The organism is Desulfonatronum lacustre DSM 10312, from assembly GCF_000519265.1.
Lineage (GTDB): Bacteria > Desulfobacterota > Desulfovibrionia > Desulfovibrionales > Desulfonatronaceae > Desulfonatronum > Desulfonatronum lacustre.
The window spans coordinates 1,215,729-1,235,326 of sequence record NZ_KI912608.1 but is presented as its reverse complement, the minus strand read 5'-3'; the positions used below and the strand labels follow the sequence as shown (position 1 = coordinate 1,235,326).

Annotated in this window: 14 protein-coding genes; 7 read left to right on the top strand and 7 right to left on the bottom strand. The window is 56.9% G+C overall.

The window, feature by feature from the left end; genetic code table 11:
- Positions 1 to 14: 14 nt before the first annotated feature.
- The 5 genes from DESLA_RS23290 to DESLA_RS21555 all read right to left on the bottom strand — a co-directional run bounded on the left by DESLA_RS23290 (position 15) and on the right by DESLA_RS21555 (position 4,706).
- Positions 15 to 269, bottom strand: a complete 255-nt coding sequence (locus DESLA_RS23290; protein WP_028571733.1) for a hypothetical protein — start codon at positions 267 to 269, stop codon at positions 15 to 17.
- 64 nt (positions 270 to 333) lie between these two features.
- On the bottom strand, positions 334 to 1,158 hold the full coding sequence (locus DESLA_RS0105865) for a glucose 1-dehydrogenase (RefSeq protein WP_035261433.1): 825 nt from the start codon (positions 1,156 to 1,158) through the stop codon (positions 334 to 336).
- Positions 1,159 to 1,199: 41 nt separating this feature from the next.
- On the bottom strand, positions 1,200 to 2,528 hold the full coding sequence (locus tag DESLA_RS0105860; protein WP_028571731.1) for a ferredoxin reductase family protein: 1,329 nt from the start codon (positions 2,526 to 2,528) through the stop codon (positions 1,200 to 1,202).
- Positions 2,525 to 3,883: a DUF2254 domain-containing protein gene (locus tag DESLA_RS19020; protein ID WP_035261429.1), complete on the bottom strand. Its 1,359-nt coding sequence runs from the start codon at positions 3,881 to 3,883 to the stop codon at positions 2,525 to 2,527. Before DESLA_RS19020 ends, DESLA_RS0105860 begins: the two co-directional genes overlap by 4 nt.
- A 151-nt stretch (positions 3,884 to 4,034) precedes the next feature.
- Positions 4,035 to 4,706, bottom strand: coding sequence for a PRC-barrel domain-containing protein (locus DESLA_RS21555; protein ID WP_051434428.1), 672 nt, complete (start codon positions 4,704 to 4,706; stop codon positions 4,035 to 4,037).
- 186 nt (positions 4,707 to 4,892) lie between these two features.
- On the opposite strand from DESLA_RS21555, the gene DESLA_RS22785 reads away from it, so the two are divergent.
- A complete protein-coding gene (locus DESLA_RS22785) occupies positions 4,893 to 5,252 on the top strand; it encodes a hypothetical protein (RefSeq protein WP_156932878.1) in 360 nt (119 codons plus the stop codon).
- A 1,051-nt stretch (positions 5,253 to 6,303) separates the two neighbouring features.
- Here DESLA_RS22785 and DESLA_RS19005 read toward each other — a convergent pair.
- On the bottom strand, positions 6,304 to 9,915 hold the full coding sequence (locus tag DESLA_RS19005) for a S41 family peptidase (protein ID WP_245590011.1): 3,612 nt from the start codon (positions 9,913 to 9,915) through the stop codon (positions 6,304 to 6,306).
- A 468-nt stretch (positions 9,916 to 10,383) separates the two neighbouring features.
- Here DESLA_RS19005 and DESLA_RS0105830 point away from each other — a divergent pair, with 468 nt between their 5' ends.
- From DESLA_RS0105830 to DESLA_RS22780, 5 genes are all read left to right on the top strand, one after another.
- The gene (locus DESLA_RS0105830) at positions 10,384 to 12,216 is read left to right on the top strand and encodes a transketolase (RefSeq protein WP_028571729.1); all 1,833 of its coding nucleotides are present in this window, start codon (positions 10,384 to 10,386) and stop codon (positions 12,214 to 12,216) included.
- Positions 12,217 to 12,372: 156 nt separating this feature from the next.
- Positions 12,373 to 14,193 (top strand): FAD-binding oxidoreductase, encoded by a 1,821-nt coding sequence (locus tag DESLA_RS0105825; RefSeq protein ID WP_169732595.1) that lies wholly within the window; start codon positions 12,373 to 12,375, stop codon positions 14,191 to 14,193.
- 6 nt (positions 14,194 to 14,199) lie between these two features.
- The gene (locus tag DESLA_RS0105820) at positions 14,200 to 15,423 is read left to right on the top strand and encodes an SDR family oxidoreductase (protein WP_028571727.1); all 1,224 of its coding nucleotides are present in this window, start codon (positions 14,200 to 14,202) and stop codon (positions 15,421 to 15,423) included.
- A 39-nt stretch (positions 15,424 to 15,462) separates the two neighbouring features.
- Positions 15,463 to 16,269 carry a ubiquinone/menaquinone biosynthesis methyltransferase gene (locus DESLA_RS19000; protein ID WP_051434427.1) on the top strand — a complete coding sequence of 269 codons (807 nt, stop codon included), beginning with the start codon at positions 15,463 to 15,465 and terminating at the stop codon, positions 16,267 to 16,269.
- Positions 16,270 to 16,376: 107 nt separating this feature from the next.
- Positions 16,377 to 16,550, top strand: a complete 174-nt coding sequence (locus DESLA_RS22780; protein WP_156932877.1) for a lmo0937 family membrane protein — start codon at positions 16,377 to 16,379, stop codon at positions 16,548 to 16,550.
- Positions 16,551 to 16,587: 37 nt separating this feature from the next.
- Here DESLA_RS22780 and ligD read toward each other — a convergent pair whose 3' ends face one another.
- Entirely contained in the window at positions 16,588 to 19,299 is a 2,712-nt protein-coding gene (gene ligD, locus DESLA_RS0105805) for a DNA ligase D (RefSeq protein ID WP_156932876.1), read from the bottom strand.
- Between the two features lie 65 nt (positions 19,300 to 19,364).
- On the opposite strand from ligD, the gene DESLA_RS18995 reads away from it, so the two are divergent.
- Positions 19,365 to 19,598 carry a hypothetical protein gene (locus DESLA_RS18995; RefSeq protein ID WP_035261426.1) on the top strand — a complete coding sequence of 78 codons (234 nt, stop codon included), beginning with the start codon at positions 19,365 to 19,367 and terminating at the stop codon, positions 19,596 to 19,598.

The following is a 19,598-nucleotide window of genomic DNA, read 5'->3' as shown; positions in this document are numbered from 1 at the left end:
TGGTCTGTCGGTCGCTACCGTGCTTGTCTGCCGAAGACTCCTGCCCATCGTACGCCCCAGAGACCGCCTCTAAGCCTTTCGATTTGGCGGTCTGCTGTTTTACTCTGGTGTGTATCGAGATCGTCGGCAATCTCCAGAAGCATGCCCTTGGCGTGGTCGCGCAGCCCGTGTTGGCCCATATGCCGGGCATGAAAGATGGTTTTTGCAAATACTTCCCAGGCCTGAAGAATTGGCTCTATTTCTGCTCGAATAAAATCAGCTAATCGCATATTCATCTACTCCTTTTGTCATTTCAGAAGGGGCCGATTACATCAAGAGCCGAGTTTTATCCGCTCAACCGGCGGAGATGAAGCCGGGATACAATATCATGCCTCCGTCCACGATCAGGCTCGTGCCATGGACGTAGTCCGACTCGTCCGAAGCCAGCCACAAGGCCGCCTTGCCGATATCCGACGGGTCTCCGATCCGATTGCGCGGGATCAGCTTCAACAGTTCGGCCTTGGCTTCCGGGTCATCCCAGGAATCGCGATTGATGGGCGTTTTGATCGCGCCGGGGGCGATGCTGTTCACGCGAATTCCCTCGGCGCCCAGCTCCTGGGCGATGCTTTTCATGAACAGCATCAAGCCGCCCTTGGAGGATGCGTAGTTCACCCGGCCGGCCCAGGGGATGATCTCATGCACCGAACTGATGAAAATGATCTTGCCCAGGGCTGAAGATCGCTCCGGCACCATGCCCCGGCGCAGAAACTCCTTGGTCGCGGCCCGGGCGCAGAGGAAGGCTCCGGTCAGGTTGATATTGATGACCGAGTTCCACTCATCCAGGGTCATCTCCGTAAAGGCCGCGTCCTGCTGCACTCCGGCGTTGCTGATCAGGATGTCCACGGTGCCGAAGGTTTCCACGGTCCGGCGGAACAGGGCCTCCACATCCGACTCGCTGCTCACGTCGGCCTGAACCGCAACGGCCTGGGAGCCCTGATCCCTGATCTCCGCGACCACCACCTCGGCCCCCTCGCGGCTGCCGGAGTAATTGACCACCACGTTCGCCCCGGCCTCGCCCAGAGCCCGCGCAATGCCCGCGCCGATGCCCGAACTCCCGCCGGTGACCACGACGGTCTGGCCGTCCAGAATCTTTGACGTTTTTTGATGTTCCTGGTTCATGTCGTTCCTCCGTTTGAGGCAGTTGTGGTTTCACACGATGGTCAGATGATGCTGAAGTCTTCCGTGAAGATCTGTTCAAAAGGCACGCCGGCTTTCATGAGCTGATCCCGCAGGGAATCCATCAGCACCTTCGGCCCGCAGATCAGGTAGACCTTGGTTTTCAGGTCGCCCACCCGGTCCGCGATGACTTCCGGCGTGAGATACCCTTCGGAATCGGAAGAGTGGGGGATGTAGTGCAGGTATTCCTCTTTCACGCCGAGGTCCGTAATTTCGTCGTGATAATAGGCTTCTTCCGGTACCTGCACGCTGTAGAAGAGATGCGCCTTGTTGTATTTGCCCGCCTGGAAATCCGCATTCTCAACCATGCTCAAAAACGGCGTGATCCCGATCCCGCCGGCCACCAGCACGGTTTCCTTGTCCGCATGCTCCGTCATGTGCTCGCCGAACTTGCCGTAGGGCCCCCAGATGGAGGCCCGCTGACCCGGCTTCAGGATGGGAAGCTCTTTTGTCCAGTCGCCCATTTTCTTGACGGATATCCGGATGTTCCCGGCCTGGGGCGCTGACGAAATGCTGAAAGGATGCGGCTCGGATCGCAGATCCGGTGAATCGAAAGAGACGTACAGGAACTGGCCGGGGTGGAAGGCCATCTTCCGGTTCGGATCCCGGGGGCGCATGTGGACTTCGGTGATGTCGCCCAGGATTCGGACATGATCCACGAGATAGTTATGGAGCGGCCCGAACCAGCGGTAGAGCACCCGGATATAGAAATAGCAGCACACCCCGACCGCGGCCCACACGGCGAACCAGGCCCCAAGCAGCGGATACGACATGATCTGGCCCTGAGCCACGACTGCGTGGAATATCACCAGCACCAGCACCAAGCCGAAGAAATTGTGCGTCTGTTTCCAGTGGTGGTAGGGCAGTGAGATCCAGAGCGACAACGACGTCAGCGCGACCAGGGCCGCCAGGGCGATCAGGCCGCTCATCCGGGCAAAATAATAATGTTCCGCCTCGCCGGGCAGTTGGGCTATCCAGAAAAAGCGAACAAAGTCGAACTCCGGATTCAGGGCCAAAAATATCGGGTGCAGGACAATGAGGTACAAGGCGAGTTCGCCAATTTTGCGGTGCGCCTTGTAGACCTTGTCCAGCCCTCCGAACAACCGCTCCACGATAGGCAGTCGCGCGGCCAGCACCAGGGCCCAGCACATCAGCATGGTCGTGCCCATGCTTCCGATTTTGGCAAGATACTTCAGGCGGTGATCGTACCAGTCGTCGTAGAACCACATGGAACCGAAATAGATCGCATAGGTAAGCACCAGGCTCAACCCGACAACCAGATACCCCCAGTAATACTGTTTCTTGATGATCACACCCATTCTCCGTCCTGTTGCCGCGGTTCGCAAAGTCGAACCACAGCCTGATAACGCTCTTCAACGACCCAGCGGTCCAGTTCTTCCGGCAAGCCTTCGCGCGCACCCCGGACAAGCATTTCAGCCTGTCGCAAAAGCGTTGCCCGATCTTCCGGACGGTGAACGAAGTACGCCACAGTGGCCAGAGTTTCCAGCAGGCGGATGGTTACCTGGACATTGGAGCGGACATTTTGCCGGATCTGGTTGAATGCCGCGTCCGCGATCTCTGAAAATCCCCTGGTGGGCGCGATGACCCGCAGTTGCTTTTGATCGTCAAGGAGATACGGGGACGGAATGTCGCGTTGAGCCAGTCGGCACAGGGCGGATCCCAGCTGATTAATGCAGGCGATTGCCGTGAACGAGTCGTTCAAACTGGGGGAAAGCGCCCGCAACGCAATCTCGACAAGTTCAAGGACCGCGAACTCGATGTCCTGACTCGGGGTTCTTTCGTCGTCCAGGGCGATCGCCCGGTTGATTTGTTTGGGGAGTTGGTCGGTGATTTTGTCTCTCGGCCAGATCCGGACCAGTGGTCGTCCAGCGATAACATATCGTCCTGTCTGCTGCTCCAGCCGGATGACCGCATCCTCCCTTACGGCCCATTCCATCAGGACATCCTTGTCGATGAACTGAAGATACCCGTCGTTGGTTGCGGGAACAGGACGAGACTCCCTGGAGAACATCTCAATGAAATCCGCACTGGGCAGATCTTCCGTTTTCAGGGTGTCTCTCGCGGTTTTTGGGGGATAAAGATCATCGATGGTCTTGAGCAGCTCGTCGCCGACCCGGGCCACAACCTTGTTGGCCTGTATGGAAACGGAAACGTGATGGATGAAGTAGATCAAGACTCCCACGCTCAGCACAGCGAACAAGACGCCCAGGGACACTGACAAATGCGGCACGAATACTATGTCTCCAGGAGAATCCGAACGGCGCACCGTGCGCAGCACGACCAGGCAATAGAGAAACGTGGCGACAAAGGTGCCGAGCACCACCTGGGTTACCGTATCCCGCATGAAATTCCGGAGTAGCCGGGGGCCGAGCTGGGATGAAACAAGCGACAGAGCGACCAGCGTTATGGAGAACACGACGCCGGCTATGGTGATCATTGAACCGGCAATGGTTTTCAGGACCGCACTGGCGCCCTCGGCTCCGCCGGAAAAGGTCCAGTCCAATGAATTTTCCAAAAAATCCGTAATGGGATCGTTTGAAGCGGTGGTTATGAAAGCCAGGGCCACTGCCACGCAGGACATGACAACCGGAATGAACCACAAGCTGGAATGGATCTGAACGAATATTTTCAAGAACTGCGCTTTCACGACTATGCCTCATACGCCCGCAAGTTGTCCTCGTTCTCATGGGGAATGGCTTTCGCGCCGGAAGAATTGAATCAAAAAACTGCCCAGGCGACAGATTTCTCCGTGCCTGGACAGTTCAGAAAGATTGCCTCAAGGGAGCAACCTGTTCGTTTTATTTTTTGTACTCAGGCATCTTACGCAGTTCTTCCTCACTCATGGGAATGTAGACGCGAACGTCATTGTCAGCATCCTTGTGAATGTCGGCTTCATTCACATCGATAGCTATGCTGCGTGCGCCCATGCCGAGAAAACCGCCTACGTTCACCACAATTCGTTCAACTTTACCTTCAGGTGTCATCAAGACTTCGTTGACATCAGCGATATTTTCATTGTTGGCGCCGTAGACACTCGCGCTCTGCAGGTCGTCCGCGGTGATAAGATCAGACGATACCCGCTGATATCCCTCTTGAGGTTCTACGTCTGTGGCCCGATGAGGACGCGCGGGATCAGTGGTGACTTGGCGATCTTGATCATATTTCGGCAAGACCTCGCTTTGTTCACCAGCCTGTCCAGGGCGCCGAGTCTGATCAGTTTCATTCTGTTTCTTGTCCATATCACGCTGTTTCTTGTCCATGTCACGCGACATGCCTTCCTGCCCAGAGCGACGATCCTGATCGGTTTTCTTTAGTTGATCTTGATCAGATTTCGGCACGGTCTGATACTCACCCGTTTGTTCGGAGCGTTTCTGATCAGTTTCTTTTTGTTTCGTGTCCATGGTGCTTTGCGCGAATGCGGGACTCAAACTCAGTAATCCGATAATAATGCTAACGATGAGTGTCTTCATGATGCTTCTCCTTTAAGATTTTATGCCAATACATACATAGTCGCCTACTCTTCCGTGCCGAAACTGCTGGGTTTTGTACGACCTTGTTGCTGATTGTCATCTCGCCATTGTTGCCGCCATCAATCCACTAGTCTGTCCACTAGTCTGTCACTGCTGCCGGCCATCGCGCAGTTGACCGTCGGTACCTTGGCCTCTCTGCCACTGCTGCGGACCGTCGGTACCTTGGGTACCCTGGCCTCTCTGCAACTGCTGCTGACTGTCGGTACCCTGGGTACCCTGACCTCTCTGCATCTGCTGCTGGCCGTCGCGACCCTGGCCTCTCTGCATCTGCTGTTGACCCTCGGTACCCTGGTCTCTCTGCATCTGCTGCCGGCCATCTCGATCCTGATCTCTCTGCCACAGAGGCTGGCTATCGCTATCCTGTTCTTCATGCTCCAGCATCTCGCCTCTCCCCTGGCCTCTCTCCCAAATCTCCCGACCCTCGTCGTCCGTCATCGATTGATCTTGATCCTGACGCCATTGCTGACTTCGACCTTGATCATTTAGCGTATCAGTATCGCTCTGATATACACCAGTTCTTTGTTGAGTCTGAGTAGTTTGAGTATCCTTTTCAACCTGGGCAAATGCGAGACCCGAACTCAGTAATCCGATAATAATGCTTGCCAATAAAGTTTTCATAAACATTCTCCTTTATGAAGTTATTTTAGTTGATCGAAGTGACACTGATCTCCAAGCCGATTGTTTTTTACGTCTTGCTTAGCCTCCGATTTTGGATATTGCCTTGTTTTGGTTGCCTTACCTACACCACTCGCTACGTAACTAGAGGATAATCTTTTGAGCATTCCTGTCTGTAGGGGAATCGCATGTTTTGTGTGAGGAGAAATCTCACAGGCGACGGGAATAACTCCCGGGAAGATTGCGAGGAGGCGGTAAAGGGATCGTTCGATCCGGGTTCCTGATCACGGAGGAGAAGATGGGCGCACCATTGCCATTTCCATTGATGGCAAGACCTTACGTGGTGGCGTATGATTTCGGATAAAAACCGCCTCACCTGCTCAGCGGCGTCCTGCATCAGGCATTAGGCATCAGGCATCAGGAGGCCGCAAACCTCGGGCGACTGGATACCCGCCTTCGCAGTCCGTTGAAAAACTCCCAATTGCTGCGTCGCTGCAAAAAGTTCAAACTCTCACGTATGAATAAATACGCTTCGACCTTGAACTTTTTTTGCTCCTTGCACTTGGGGTTTTTGAACGGACTGCCGGATAAGGACTTTTTCAACACTCAGCTAGCGGGTACGACCGATTCGGGGGACGGCGTGGTAAAAAAAAAAAAATCCCGCGAAGGCGGGAATCCAGTGCCGGAATGAGGCTTCACTCAGGATGGAACAAAAGCAGGAGAGGATAGGAGTATTTGCTCAGCACGTTTTGCGACCGCTCTTGTTCCGGCAATCGGAGGGTCGGTATCGGTATCGGTATCGAAACAGGAAGAGTTGAGAACGCATCCCAGCGTTTTCGATCCCGATCCCGATTCCGATTCCGACCCCGGTACCGATTGCCGGAGCAAGAGCGGGCTCTAAATGTACTGAGTAGTTACGAATTTATGATGCATTCCGGGAAGGGCGCCGTGATGTCAGTTGAAGCAAATCTATGACCGCTGCTTCAAGTTGGCGATCCCGCCCGGCGATCTCGTCAGCCGGAGTGTGATCAACAAACAGGTCGGGGATTGCGCCGTTTTGCTCCATATCGGTGCCGTCCGGGAGATACCACCCGCGAAAGGGCAGGCGGACCGTTGCCCCATCGATCAAAGAGTGGCTCCCGGTGGAAATGACCCCTCCGTAGGTCTGTTTTCCCACCAATGTGCCCCGTCCCAGCGTTTTGAATGCGTGGGCCAGGATTTCCGAGTTTGAAAAACTTTTCTCATTGGCCAGCATGTTGATCGGCAGGGTATAGCGTGGCGCGTCCAGGCGATCCTGGGGATAGCGGCCGTTCAAATGGGGATCGGCTCCAGCGGGGACCGTATAGGCATGTTCCGCGGTCATGATCGAAGTAAGGATGCGGTCGCTGGTATGTCCTCCGCCATTGTTGCGAACATCGATAATCAGGCCGTCTTTCGAGTCGGCAGCCGCGTACAGATGGGCCTGGAATTTTTCCAACGATGCCTGATTCATCGCCTCGATATGAATGTAGCCGATGCGTCCGCCTGAAAGCTCCGAAGCCTTGCGCCGGCTCTCTTCCTGAAACGCATTGTACCGCAGTCCGGCGAAGTCGTTGAAAGAGATCGGAGTCAGGATCGCCTGGGAGGCGACACGTTTGCCGCTGATGGATCGCTCGAAGCCGACAACGACTTCCTGTTCGACTTTTCCTCGCAACCGCTCCAGCAAGGAGTCCTGTTCGTCAAAGCTTTGCATATCAATTTTGGTTATTATATCGCCCTGGTACAGGCGGACAGGTCCACGGTCCGAGGGTCCTCCGGGAATGATCTTCGTGATGAGATACCCTTTCCTCTCATCCTCCAGAGTCACCCGCGTATATTCGATACCCAAACGGCCTGAGGGGTCGCGTAATGCGGAACCTGGTCCCGGATTGGAGAGTCCCATGTGCGAAGCGGACAGTTCACCCAGGAGTCGATTGGCGATATCGCTGAATTCACTTGCGGTCCGAGTCCGGACAATGAGTTCCTCGTAATCAGCGACAAGCCTCTTCCAGTTCAAGCCCTTCATGTCCGGCCGGTAAAAACCTTCCTCGATCACTCGCGCCACTTCCCGAAACTTCTGCAAAGACTCTTTTCGAAGATCGATCCGGATACGATCAGAGATATCAACCTGCGTGTGCGCTTTCCCGTCCAGCGGCGCAATGCCGACACGCCCATCCGCAATATAGATCACTCGGTTACCGACACCATCGAGGTGTTGGACGTTTCCCCGTGGCCCCAGACGCCGGCGGTCGCTCCCGTCCCAATTCACGGCGATCAGTCCTTCCTTGCCGGAATTGAAGACGTACCGGTCGCCGCCAGGGGTCATCTCGTTGGCTGTCTGATGATCGGGAGATGCCGTGACGCGCTCCACGCGCTGCCAGGCATTTTCCAGTTCAAGCCCCTTGGCGGTCTGCCATCCGGGTTGTCTCAGCGAGAGTACCGTTCCAGGCTTGCGAACAGGCAGTGGGCGATGCATGCCGGCAGCGACACGTGCTCGATCATAGTAATTGTTTAACTCTCGCCGGGTCCAATGATTCATCTCGGGATCGAGAGTGACCCTGTAGAGGTCGAAACCGTCACCGGATCGATTGGAGATGAAGGTCAATATTCTGCCGTCCGCCGACCAGCGGGGGTTGAAATCGTTGCGTGGATGACGGGTAATGTTCACGGGTTGGTGGGAACCATCCGCGGGAATAATGAATATATTTGTGCTGAAGTTCAGATCGTTCTGGTCATAAGCGATATACCGCCCGTCCGGCGACCAGCGCCAATGCAGATCGCTGTCCCAGCCCTTCACAAGCGTTCGAAGGTCGTTTGTGAGAAGATCCATCACAACCAGATCTCCACGTCCACGGCGAAATGCGACGGACTGACCATCAGGGGAAGGTGAAACACCACGGTCGTTGCTCTGTTCCACGACAACGGGCAAGACCCGGAACTGAACGGCATCGTGCCAACGAGCAGGGTCTTCTTGGCCGGTCACGTGCTTCGACTTCTCCGTGGCATGGCTCTCTTCCTGGGAAGAGGAAGGGACATCAGCCGGCTCTCCGGTCGGTTTTGGTTCGGACGGATCTTGCGGGTCAGGTGGATGAGGTGGGTCAAGTGGATTGTTGGGGGGCAGCGGCCCAAAAGGATCATCCGTATCCGAATTCACGGAATGTTCGGAATACTGATGCGTGCTTTCGGAAATACTTTCGGTCCCGCGCGAGACGTGCGTAGCGGTGCTTTTCGCCAGAAGCTCGCCACGCGTCGGGAGTTGCTGGTGGGCGAGACGGATTTCATCCCGGGTCAGTTCCACCTGGGCCTTGTAGATCGAGAGCGTACCGTCGGCATCGCTTGCAAAATACAGATGCAGCCCATCCGGAGACCATGCAATATCCTGGTGACGGGCATGGGTATCCGGAATGACCGCCCGGGTGGGACTGTATTCGTCCACATTGCGGATGTAGACTCGTCCATAGGCAACATAGGCCATGACTTGCCCATCCGGACTGAGTGCGGCCTCGGTAACGTCCCGGTCGATCCAGCGCAAAATATGGTCATCCCGGCCATCATCGCCCGTTTGGATATGTATCGGTTCCGGCTCAGCCTGGGGATCAGCAAGGTTCAGGGTGTACAGCCGATCCCAGACCTGAAGAACGGCCATGCTTCCATCCCTTGAGACGTCAAAATCTTGAACACCGCGTCCTTGAAAATGCGTGATCCGCTGAAGAGCACGATTGTCGTCATCCAGGTTGACACGGTAGAGATTGACGGTGTCGAGCTGGCGTTCAGACATGAAGAGCAGCGTATCGTTGTCCACCCACTTGGCATTCCCGTCGTCGCCTTCCCATTCCGTGACGGCCTCGAAACGCTCTTCCGATTGGTGCAGAACCCAGACGTTCATTGCATCCGGTCCGCGATACCGTCGATGATTCCAGTCGTGATAATAACCACCGCGGGTAAAGACGACGCGTCGACCATCCGGAGAAAAGCGCGGTTCGGAACCGAAGGCGTGATGGAGGAGCTCATGTTCCCCGCCTTGCGGTGATATCCGGTAAGGACGCTGATCACGGTAGACATCGGCCTCAAGAAGACCCGAGAAGGTGACGATCTCCCTGCCTTCTTCATCAATCGACCAATGCGGTGCCCGCAGGAAGCGATCACTGTAGGTCAGCTGAACAGTCCCCGTGCCGTCGCGCTGAATGCGCCAAAGGTTCATATAGCCGTCTCGCATCGACGTGAAGACAAGGGATTGACCGTCGGGGCTCCAACTGGAATGCAGGTCGTCGAAACGATGCCCGGTCAGCCGGTTCGCCATGCCGCCATGTACCGGAACGATCCAGAGATCTCCTCCGGCACTGAAAACAATCTCTGAACCATCAGGACTGATCGATGGAAATCGCGGCAGTTTGGGAATATCGGCATTCGCGGAAACAGGTGCGAATCCACAGCCGAGCGCAAGAAGTAGAATAACCAGCATACTTCGTTGAATCCATTGTCGGAAAAATAGATTTGCCATCTGTATTTGTCTCATTCCTGAATATCCTGAATCAGTGCATTTCATATTTTGATCTGGTACACTGCGGCGTTGCATACGTTTACCTATTGTTTGATCCACGGAGAAAAAATCCAGATTCTAAGCCGAACTTCGCTACGCGTCGGAACTATATTTTAATTTACATGGCAAAATTTTGACTTGCCAACGGATACGCATTCTTCCGTACTAAAACACGATACAGGCACTTTACTTGATTCTCGCAACACAAGTCCTCGAAACAATATCTATTCATCAAGAACCATGCCAAACAAGGGAATTACTCCCGTCTCCCGTGACTTTTCCTCATGATAATCCCGAATGCTCTCCTGGCAACTCCGGGAATTATTCCCATCTCCTGTGATTTCTTCTCACACAAAATATGTGATTCCCCTACAGACAGGGATGTCAAATAAGGTATCAAGTACGGATCCATACCCATAAGATCTTGATACAGAAGGAGACCCCATGGCGTACGAACTCCTCGAACAACTGAGTCGCAATATCCGTTCCATGATCCTGACCTCCACCACCCGGGCCGGCTCCGGCCACCCGAGTTCCTCCCTCTCGGCCACCGAGCTCATGGTTTCCCTTCTCTTCGGCGGGACGTTCCGGTTCTCCCCGAACGCTCCTGAACACCCGAACAACGACCGGCTGATCTTCTCCAAAGGACATGCCGCCCCTCTGCTGTATGCCCTCTGGGCCGCGGCCGGAAAGGTGAGCGAGGAGGAGATTCTCAGTCTGCGGACCATGGGCAGTGCGCTCGAAGGTCATCCCACCCCGGCCTTCCCCTATACCGAGGCGTCCACCGGAAGTCTGGGCCAGGGGCTCTCCATCGGCCTGGGCATGGCCCTGAACGCCAAATTCGTCGACAAGTTGCCCTACAGGACCTTCGTTCTGCTTGGCGACAGCGAGATGACCGAAGGGTCGCAATGGGAAGCCATCCAGCTTGCCGCCCACTACCGGCTGGACAACCTGATCGGCATTCTGGACGTGAACCGGCTGGGACAGCGGGGTCAGACCATGTACGGCCACGACCTCGATGCCTATGCGCAACGGATCGGTGTTTTTGGATGGCAGACGATCACCATCGAAGACGGCCATGACCTGGAATCCATTGGAGAGGCGTACAGGGAGGCGCTGGTGGTTCGTGACAAGCCGGCCATGATCATCGCCCGGACATTGAAGGGCAGGGGGGTCGCCCTGCTCGAAAACCGGGAAGGGTGGCATGGAAAGCCGGTTCCCCAGGAAGAGGCGGGACACGCCCTGGCCGGTCTTGGGGCGGTGGATTACTCCATCAGAGGGGAGATACAGGAACCTGAAGACCTGCTCCCGGAACAGGGCCGGCCTGTTCAGGCTTCTCCCCCCGGGTACGAAAGAAATGAATCCGTCGCCACCAGAAAGGCGTATGGAAACGCCCTCGCACGGCTCTCCACCCAGGTCCCGGGAATGGTCGTCCTCGATGCCGAAGTCAGCAACTCCACCTATGCCGATTTCTTTGCCGGGGAGCACCCCGAACGCTTCTTTGAAATGTTCGTTGCCGAACAGAACATGGTCGGGGCGGCCCTGGGCCTTTCCTTGCGAGGCAAGGTCCCGTTCGTCTCAACCTTTGCCGCCTTCCTGACCCGGGCCTTCGACCAGATTCGCATGAGTCGCTATTCGGGAGGGCGGATCGTCTTCTGCGGCTCCCATGCCGGGGTCTCCATCGGAGAGGACGGGACCTCTCAGATGGGGTTGGAGGATCTGGCCATGTTCCGGACCGTGCTGGACAGCGTGGTGCTCTACCCCTCGGATGCCATGTCCACGGAGCGGTTGGTGGAGCAGGCGGCCGCCCATGAAGGGATCTCCTATATCCGGACCACCCGCCAGGCCACGCCGGTCCTGTATGGACCCGACGAACGGTTTCCGATCGGCGGCTCCAAGGTCCTGATCCAGCATCCCGAAGACAAGGCCGTGATCATCGCTGCCGGGATCACCCTGCACGAAGCCCTTGCCGCAGCCGACCTTCTTGAAGAACAAGGGGTTTTGGTCCGGGTCATCGACTGCTACTCGATCAAGCCCCTGGATCGGAAGAGCATCCGCACGGCTGCTCGCGAAACCGGGTTTGTCGTCACTGTTGAAGACCACTATGCCCAAGGCGGCCTGGGAGAGGCGGTTGCGGAAGTCCTGGTCGGTCTCTCCGTCACCCTGCGTATCCTCGCCGTGCGCCGGATGCCCCGAAGCGGCAAGCTTCGGGAACTCCTGGATTGGGAGTCCATCTCCAGGGACGCGATCATCAGAACGGTCCGGGAGGGTGCGTGAGCGCCTCATGACCGGACCCTTGCCCAACGGAAGTTCAACCCTGCTTCCACGGAGGAGAGCATGAAATCGTCTCTATTGACCTCAGGAAATATTCAAAGGCCCCCCTCCGCGTCACCACGACGGAAATCTCTCGCTTTTCCGGAGGAGATCAGGAAGGTGGCGGCGCAGTGCCGCCACTACGCCATGTGCAAGATCGACTATCTGGGGACCGGATTGTGCGCCTCAGGGACAACACACTATTATGTCAGTCACTTTCCCCAGGGGCGGATGGACATTTACGACGCCCTGGCCAAGGGGCTCGTTCCGATTACCCAGGGGCTCGTGGAGATTGCCGATTCCTGCAACTTGTGCGGCATCTGCGACCGGCAGTGCCATTTCGTGACCGGAATGCGGCCGGTGCAGGTGATGAAGGCCCTCAAGGAACACGTCCGGGACTGGCTGGCCCAGGGCTTTGAGCCTCTTCACGTCGCATCCGATCCGGACCTGGACGGCCTGCGCGAGATTGTCGGCCGCCAGTGGGCCACCAATGATCCGGCCATCCTGGTGACCTACGCCAACGATCCCTTTCCCCTGGCCGGGATGCGCATGCCGCGCTTCGTGACCCTGCCCGGAACCCGGGACGAGGTCGCGGCCCTGGTCCGCTTCGCGAACCGGCGCGACATCCCGTACGCCGTGCGGGGCAACGGCGGGAGCGTGTTCGGGTTCGTGTTCAGTGACGGCCTGGTCATGGACATGCAGCGGATGAAGGGCATTGCCATCGACGTCGAGAACTGGACCGCCTCAGTGGAACCGGGGGTGACCTCGTTTGAACTGCAACAGGAGGCGGTGCGGCACGGTTTCCGGGTGAACACCGCTGAGCCGGCGGCCACGGTCTGCGGGAACATTGTCTGCACCGGGCTGTTCTCGACCTGGTCCAATGCCTACGGAGTCAACGCGGACACCTTTGTGGACATGGAGTTCGTGAATGCCGGCGGGGATGTTTTTCGGCTCAACGAGCCGTCCGCCCCCAATGCCTTTTGTTATGAACACCGATTGACTCCGTCGCCGGGCATCTGCACCCAGGCTGTCGTGCGCCTGCATCCGACCACGGACGACGAGGAAGGGCTGCTTGTGCCCTTCGCCGATTTCGGAGAGGCCGCGACTTTCGCCCGGGATCTGAGCCGGCGGCGGATCGGGCTGGCTGTCGGCGTGCTCGGCGGCCATTACCTTTCCACGTTCATGTCGCCGTCGGCCGATCTCGCGGACCGGGTCCGGCACGGTCTTTCAGAGGCCCTCGGCCTGCGCTACGCCGTGTTCGTGGTGGGGGACCGGTTCGCGTGCGAGGCCGTGCGATCCATGCGTGAAGCCGTGATCGACGGGGAGCTGTTCCGGATGTTGATGCTCGGTCTGCCCCGGTTGGCTGACGACGACTGGCTGGAGCTGGTCGCGGGGATGGGCGGAGATCGTCCGCCGTACGAGGTATTGTCGCGTCCGGAACTGCGACCCGTGCTGGACGCGGTGCTGCGTCCCTCTCCGGAAACCGCGGCCCTGGCCGTGGACGCGGATTTGCGGGACTTTTACACGAAACTGTATGCCCGGCCGGAAATGACGGACATGGTCTGGCTGAACATGTTCCGGATCCTCAGCTCCCGGATGTCCCGGCACAAGCATATGTTCGCCTTTCTGGTCTACGTGCCGCTGAACCGCGTGGACCTGGTCGAGGATATCTGCGCGGAACTCAAACGCATCGCCGACAACCACGGCATCGACAATGATTACGGTTTTCTGACGCCTCTGGACATGGGCAAGCGGGGCATCCTGGAATACGACTACTACATTGATCACCAGGACCCGACGGAGGCCGAAAAAATCCGCAAGGCCATGGTCGAGTTCGAACCGTACCTGGACGACCTGAGCGCATCGATCAAGGGAGTGAAATGGTTGAAGTACATTTTTTCCCAGGGCTGCGCGCGCAAGGAAGCGTTTTTATACACCTGAAACGGCATGTCCTCCCAACTTCGCCGACAAACCATCCTGGTCACCGGGGGCACGGGCCTTCTCGGCAGCCATATTATCGCGCGCCTGCTGGCCGACGGGCACAACGTGCTGGCCCTGGCCCGCGGTCGAGGCGAACTGAGCGCCGCGCAGCGGATGGTGCGGCGGCTGGACTGGTTCGGCCTTCCCCATGACCAGCGCGACCGGCTGGAGGTCCTGGAGGGGCGACTGGAGCGGCCCGGTCTCGGACTGGATGCGCGGAGTGCGCAATATGTGCGCTCAGAAGTGGACGAAACCATCCATTGCGCTTCGGACACGTCCTTTTCCGCCGACAAGCGCGAACAGGTGGTACGTGCCAATGTTCAAGGGCTGGAACATCTGCTGGACCTGCTCCAGGGGAGCCGCTGCCGCACAGTGCAATTGATCAGCACGGCCTATGTGGCCGGAAAGCGTACTGGCTCATGCCCGGAAGCCTTCGGGCCGGTCGAATCGTTCCACAATGTCTATGAGGAAACCAAGTATCGGGCGGAGCGGACAGCCGCAAAGCGATGCGCCCGCAACGGAATCGTGCTGACGGTGCATCGTCCCTCCATTGTCTACGGAGACGCGGTCACCGGCAGGACCTTTCTGTTCAACGCCCTGTATTATCCGGTGCGCACCCTGCATTTTTTTCAGAAAGTGTACGCCAAAGACATATTGTCAGCGGACGGGGCCAAGGCCCGGGCCATGGGGGTTTGCCTGGAGAAGAGCGGCGAGCTGCGCCTGCCCCTGCGCATCGCCGGTTCGGACGAACGCGGGGTGAACCTGATCCCGGTGGACCATTTCGTCCGGGCCTTCATGGCCATTCGCGCGGCGGCCCGCCAGGAAGGAGGGGTGTTCCACATCGTGAATCCCCGGACCACCACCATGGCGGAGCTTGTGGATTTCTCCCGGCGGTTCTTCGGCCTGACGGGAATCGAGGTTGCATGCCCGGACGACTTCGACACCAGACCGCGAAACGGTCTGGAACTGCTGTTCGAGAACCACATTCACGCCTACGGCTCTTATATGCACGATGCTCGGATATTTGAACATTCTCGAGCCGCGGCGATTCTGACCAGGCATGACATTTCCTGTCCGGAATTCACCTCCGACATCTTCGCGACCTGCATGCGGTATGCCCTGGAAGTGGACTGGGGCAGAAATCCGGATCCGGTGTCCCGGGGATCGGATGTTGGATCGAGCGCGGGGTGAAACCGCGATCATCCTGAAATGACGTGAAAGGAGCGCCTGATGCCCGAAGAGGTCTCTTACGGGTTCAAGAAAGTGCATCCAAGTGAAAAGCGCCGCCTGGTGCTCGGCCATTTCGAGGCCATTGCCCGGCGCTACGACCTGGCGGACGCGCTGCTCAGCTTCGGGCTGCACTTTTTGTGGAGGCGACGGGCCATGCGCAGGCTAAGGCTGCACATCGGCGACAGGGTCCTGGACCTGTGCGGGGGCACCGGCGATTTCGCCGTTGCGGCGGCCAAAGCCGTTGGATCGGCGGGAATGGTGGTGGTCTGCGATATCAGCAGGGCCATGATGGGCGCTGGCCGGCGCAAGGCCGCCCGCGCCGGCGTGTCGGACCGCATCGTATGGATTCAGGGGGATGCGGAGCGGATGGGATTTGCCCGGGACAGTTTCGACGCGGTCATCGTGGGCTACGGCATCCGCAATTTTGTTGTTCTGGAGCAGGGGCTGCGGGAGATGCACCGCGTTCTCGCACCCGGCGGAACGTGTATGGCCATGGAGTTCTCCATTCCCTCGACCCCCTGGGTGCGACGTCTTTATCAATTCTATTCCTTCCGTATTCTGCCCTGGGCCGGGGCGCTGATCACCGGCACGGCCGCGCCGTTTCACTATCTGTCCGAATCCATCCGGGTCTTTCCCGCTCCGGAGCAGGTCCAGAATCTCATGACGGCCAACGGATTCGCGAACACCTCTTTTGAGCGGCTGAGCAACGGTCTGGCCGTGCTGTACTCAGGGAAGAAGCGCTCTCCAAACATTCCGTCTTCCACTCCCTCGCAACCTCCGTTCAGGAATTTTCCCGTCTCCCCGTGATTTTTCCTCATGCTTAACGTGTGATTCCCCTACAGACAGGGATGCCCAAAATGCCTACTACTCCGATTTCGGAGCCACCCAGAACCCTTAACCCATTGGAGCTACACATGCTTTGGACTATCTTCGGACTATTTTTGGGCATGTGGTTGTTGGGATTGATATTCGGATACACGGCAGGCGGATTGGTGCATGTTCTTCTTGTCGTCGCCGTCATCGTTATGGTGATCCAGCTTCTCGACCAGGCGGGGGGAGCGAACATACAACCATCCATGAAACGGTAAGGTCAGAATTGCATTCAACCGATCCGGCAATAGACGATCAGGGAGAGTCGATCTGCTTCTGGATCGACTTGGTAATGGATTGAGTTGTATTGAAAAAATCCTTCCAGGGATACTCTTTGAATGCCCGGAGTCGCTCTTCGATGTTGTTGATCCGGTATTTGTCCGGAGCAGTTCGCGGAGATAATTCTTCCCAGGTCATAGGCATGGAAATCGGGGCCCCGTGGTTGGCCCGAGTTGAATATGGAGCAACACTGGTCGCACCCCTCCCGTTTCGTAAGTAGTCGATATAAATTTTCCCTGCCCGCTTTTTTTTGCTGACCGTAGCCACAAAGCGATCCGGATGGATGCGGGTCATCTGCACGGCCACGGCACGGGCGAAGCCTTTGACCACGTCCCAACCGGAGCGCCGTTGCAGGGGAACGACCACATGAAACCCTTTCCCGCCGGATGTCTTCAGAAAGCTCCGAAGGCCAAGGGTGGTCAAGAATTCATGAAGCAAGCGTGTGCCCTTGACCACATCAGCGAGAGCGACCCCTGGAGCCGGATCGAGATCCATGACGATCAGATCCGGGCGATCGATCCGATCTTCCCGAGCATTCCAGGGATGGAATTCGAGCACTCCCAGCTGGACCAGGCTGATCAGCCCTTCAATGTCATCCACCACGATGTATTTTTCAGCACCATTTTTATCCTCAATCTCAATTTCCCGGACAAAGACAGGCAGCGATTCAGTAAAATGTTTCTGATAAAAGCAATCCTGCCCCCTGCCCCTGGGACAGCGCAGCAGGGAGAGGGGGCGGTGCACCACATGAGGCAGCATGTAATCGGATACCAGTTGATAATAGCGGACCAGATCAGCCTTAGTTGTTCCCAGTTCTGGATAATAGATGCGCTGTTCGTTTGTCAGGCGAACATGTTTGATAGCAGGACCGGCTTTTCCCGCCTCATTGACCTCAGGTGTTTCCTTGCGGGATGTCGGTTTGGGTTGCTCAGCTTCAGCCGTGTCCATTGATAACTTGGCCGGGATATGGGCCGGGATCTTTACCGGGGTCTTGGTCGAAATCATGGTTTTTCGGCGGACATCCTTTGCGGGCTTGTCCTCGCGAAGCCCCTTAAAGGCCGGGTGGCGTAAAATGTCGTCCTGTGTCCAGCCGGTGAAGGCGACTTCCGCGACCAGTTCGGGATTGATCCAGTGAACTCCGCGAGCATCCGCTCCTTTCGGAGGATTGATGAAAGGCGGCGTTTTGCGTTCCAGGCCGACCATGTTTTTTTTCAATGACGCAAGTTGCTTCCGGCTGAATCCCGTGCCCACCTTGCCGCAATAGCGGAGTTCTTCCTTGTCGTCATAGCTCCCCAGGAGCTTGTCGTCATAGATCCCCAGGAGCAGGGCGCCAAAACCGGTTCGGGAGCCGGAAGGCTCGGTGTAGCCGCCGATAACGAATTCATCGCGGTGTTGACATTTGATCTTGACCCATCCGCGGGTGCGTTTCTGGTGGTAGGTGCTCAGACCGTCTTTGGAGATGATCCCTTCCAGGGCAATTCGGCAGGCATGCTCGTAAACAAGGCCGCCCGAACCTTGGATATGGTCGCTGAACCGGATGACCTCCGACCGGGGATCCATTTTGCCGAGACACTGCGCCAAGTGGTTTTTGCGTTCCAAAAGCGGAGAGCGGGTGAGGTCATATCCATCGCGGTAGAGAAGATCGAAGACGTAATAGAGCAGTGTTCCGGAAGTTGGGCCCTGAAAAGAATTCTGCAAGGCCTGAAAACTTGTTGTGCCATCCGGGCGTTGCATCACGACTTCTCCGTCGATGACCGCGGTTTGCGCTGGAAATCCTGCTAAGGCATAGGCAACAGGTTGCAGCCTGGAGGTCCAATCCTTGCCGTTGCGGCTCATCAGCCGAGCCGAGCCGTTTTTCAGGAAGGCGATGATCCGATACCCGTCGTACTTGATCTCGTGGAGCCACTGGTTGTCCAGCGGGGGAGTTTCGACCAGAGTCGGCAGTTGTGGGTGGATGACCTCCGGCATTGAGGCTTTTTGGGCGCTTTTCAGGCGGAAAGGGGGAGGAGGGAGCGAATCTTCTGGTTGGTCCGCACCCGTGTCGCGATGTAACGCGATCTGCTCCATGGATCTTCCGGTGGATACGCTTCGATCCTGCTCATCGAGCAAACGATCCGCAATATCCTTGTCGGCGTGCGCATCCTTGGATTTTACGAAAAGCCAATTTTGCTTATTGCTCGATTTGTCTCCAGCCATCTTGAATAAAATCCATTTTCCGCGAAGTTTTTCGCCCTGGATTTCAAAATGCATCCGTCCTTTGCGGTAATCTTCCATCGGATCTCCATCCGGAATCCATGTCCCTTTGTCCCAGAGCATGACGGTTCCGCCTCCATACTCTTCCTTGGGGATTGTTCCTTCGAAGGTCCCATACTCGAGAGGATGATCCTCCACATGCACCGCCAGTCTCTTTTGGCCGGGATCAAGGCTCGGACCTTTGGGCAGGGCCCAGCTTTTCAGCACTCCATCGAGTTCGAGCCGCAGGTCGTAATGCAGCCGACTGGCCGCATGCTTTTGGATGACAAAAAGTCGGCTTTCATGAGAAACATCCTCTTTTCCCTCCGGTTCATGGGATTTTTGGAAATTTCTCTTGCGTTGATATTCCTTGAGCGTCATGTGTTTAGATGGAGTAATGTTGTCGATTGGAATGCCTTGCGTCTCTTTTTCATGGAAACAAGCATTCAAATGCAATTTTTATCCCAAATATCATTCCCGCGCAGCCGGGACCAGAATTCACATACTGAAAGGAACAAAAAATGAAGGATGATCAAAGAACGCCGACCGGGCGACGGACCGCCTCCGCTGTCCAGCACTGGCCGGAAACCGAAACCTGTCCGCACTGTCTCCAGCCGTACAGCTACGAGACGCAGATCCTGTGCGTTACGTGCAATCAGCCTGTCTGCCCCTTCTGTGTCACGATTCAGACCGTGGGAACAAGGCTCTGCCCGGATTGTCACGATGGGTGTGGAGAAGAGCAGGAGGGGGACTGA

Coding starts and splice junctions, on each gene's coding strand:
- DESLA_RS0105865 (WP_035261433.1), bottom strand. CDS start 1,158: ATGAACCAGGAACATCAAAAAACGTCAAAGATTCTGGACGGCCAGACC.
- DESLA_RS22780 (WP_156932877.1), top strand. CDS start 16,377: ATGCTTTGGACTATCTTCGGACTATTTTTGGGCATGTGGTTGTTGGGA.
- DESLA_RS0105820 (WP_028571727.1), top strand. CDS start 14,200: ATGTCCTCCCAACTTCGCCGACAAACCATCCTGGTCACCGGGGGCACG.
- DESLA_RS21555 (WP_051434428.1), bottom strand. CDS start 4,706: ATGAAGACACTCATCGTTAGCATTATTATCGGATTACTGAGTTTGAGT.
- DESLA_RS19005 (WP_245590011.1), bottom strand. CDS start 9,915: ATGAGACAAATACAGATGGCAAATCTATTTTTCCGACAATGGATTCAA.
- DESLA_RS19000 (WP_051434427.1), top strand. CDS start 15,463: ATGCCCGAAGAGGTCTCTTACGGGTTCAAGAAAGTGCATCCAAGTGAA.
- DESLA_RS18995 (WP_035261426.1), top strand. CDS start 19,365: ATGAAGGATGATCAAAGAACGCCGACCGGGCGACGGACCGCCTCCGCT.
- DESLA_RS0105830 (WP_028571729.1), top strand. CDS start 10,384: ATGGCGTACGAACTCCTCGAACAACTGAGTCGCAATATCCGTTCCATG.
- DESLA_RS23290 (WP_028571733.1), bottom strand. CDS start 269: ATGCGATTAGCTGATTTTATTCGAGCAGAAATAGAGCCAATTCTTCAG.